Raw genomic sequence first — 1,105 nt, forward strand, 5'->3', positions numbered from 1 at the left:
AGGGAAAGAGCGAGTGCTTGGCCTACGTGTTGAGGTACTCTCTCGTGAAAACGAGATTGTCCTGGGTGAAGAGAGTCTGCACGGCTTGACCGTTGCCAGTGATGACAAGAGCTACGCTGGCTACAGACGAGAACTTCTCCGGGGCGCTATCCAGCAAACCAGGGACTTTTTCTCTCGCCACCTCAAAGCGGCATAACAAGGCAGGGGGAAACCCCTGCTTTACTTCCCAAGTCTTCTTACTCATGGTTAAGCCATCAGTAAGCAGATTTTGTCCTCCCTGAGGGCGAAAGCGTGCGATAGCTGGTCGCCAAAAACAAACAGCATTCAACCTCAGCCTAAGGGCGCACTGCGCCTGACAGGCTCTGTGTGCCCAAGTTACTTTAAGGAGCACACATGTCTCATCTGAACAATCTCAAATCCGTAATGATCTCTCTCGCCGCCGAACATAAGCTGCCTGAAATCTACCAGGATGACATCACTACCGATGTGGAGTCTCTGGATCGATTCGATGGTTTACGTCTGGTCTGGCTGTTGCGGTCTTGCGGCAGCGTATTGGTGCCAGCGGAAGTTGGCGTTAATCCGATCTATATCACCCATTGGTTGTGGTCTAACCACGGTCAACAGGTGGTTCCATTCTCTGTGGATACCCGCACGGGGTTGATTGAAAAAATCGACTTCGAGCAAGCTGAAAAGCTGATCATGCAGATGCCTTGCAACCTCTCTTCATTGCAGAACAAGGAATACTTGGTTGACCAGGTAAACCGAGTGTTGCAACGAGGTTGTGAAATGCGTATCTGGGGTATCTTCGAGTCTCCAAGCTCGGTGGAATCCGTTGGTGGTTGGAAAGAGTGGCAGAGCTATTTCAGCTCTACTGGGAATCGACTGATGGCCGATTTCGTTGGTAAAGCCATTCGATTCACCAACCCTCGATAAATCGCCGTTCAACCATTAACCCTAATTAACCCTATGGGGCTCCGATAGCCCTGAGGGGACGGGGCTCCGCAATCGCAATAAGGAGTCCCTATGAAAAACCTATCAGCTTTGGAAGCAGTTCTTGACTACGACAAACCTTCTCGACGTTTTCTTGATGAGCTCAACGAAAACC

1 protein-coding gene and 1 pseudogene are annotated in these 1,105 nt (G+C 50.4%); both read left to right on the top strand.

All coding sequences use genetic code 11. From position 1 onward, the window contains the following. Positions 1–196, top strand: a pseudogene (locus R7R78_RS24345) (NgrC); the annotation flags it as partial. Positions 197–393: 197 nt separating this feature from the next. After that, complete coding sequence (locus R7R78_RS24350) at positions 394–933, top strand: hypothetical protein (protein ID WP_000018872.1); 540 nt, start codon at positions 394–396, stop codon at positions 931–933. Positions 934–1,105: the final 172 nt, after the last annotated feature.

This window comes from Vibrio sp. 2134-1, assembly GCF_033339495.1.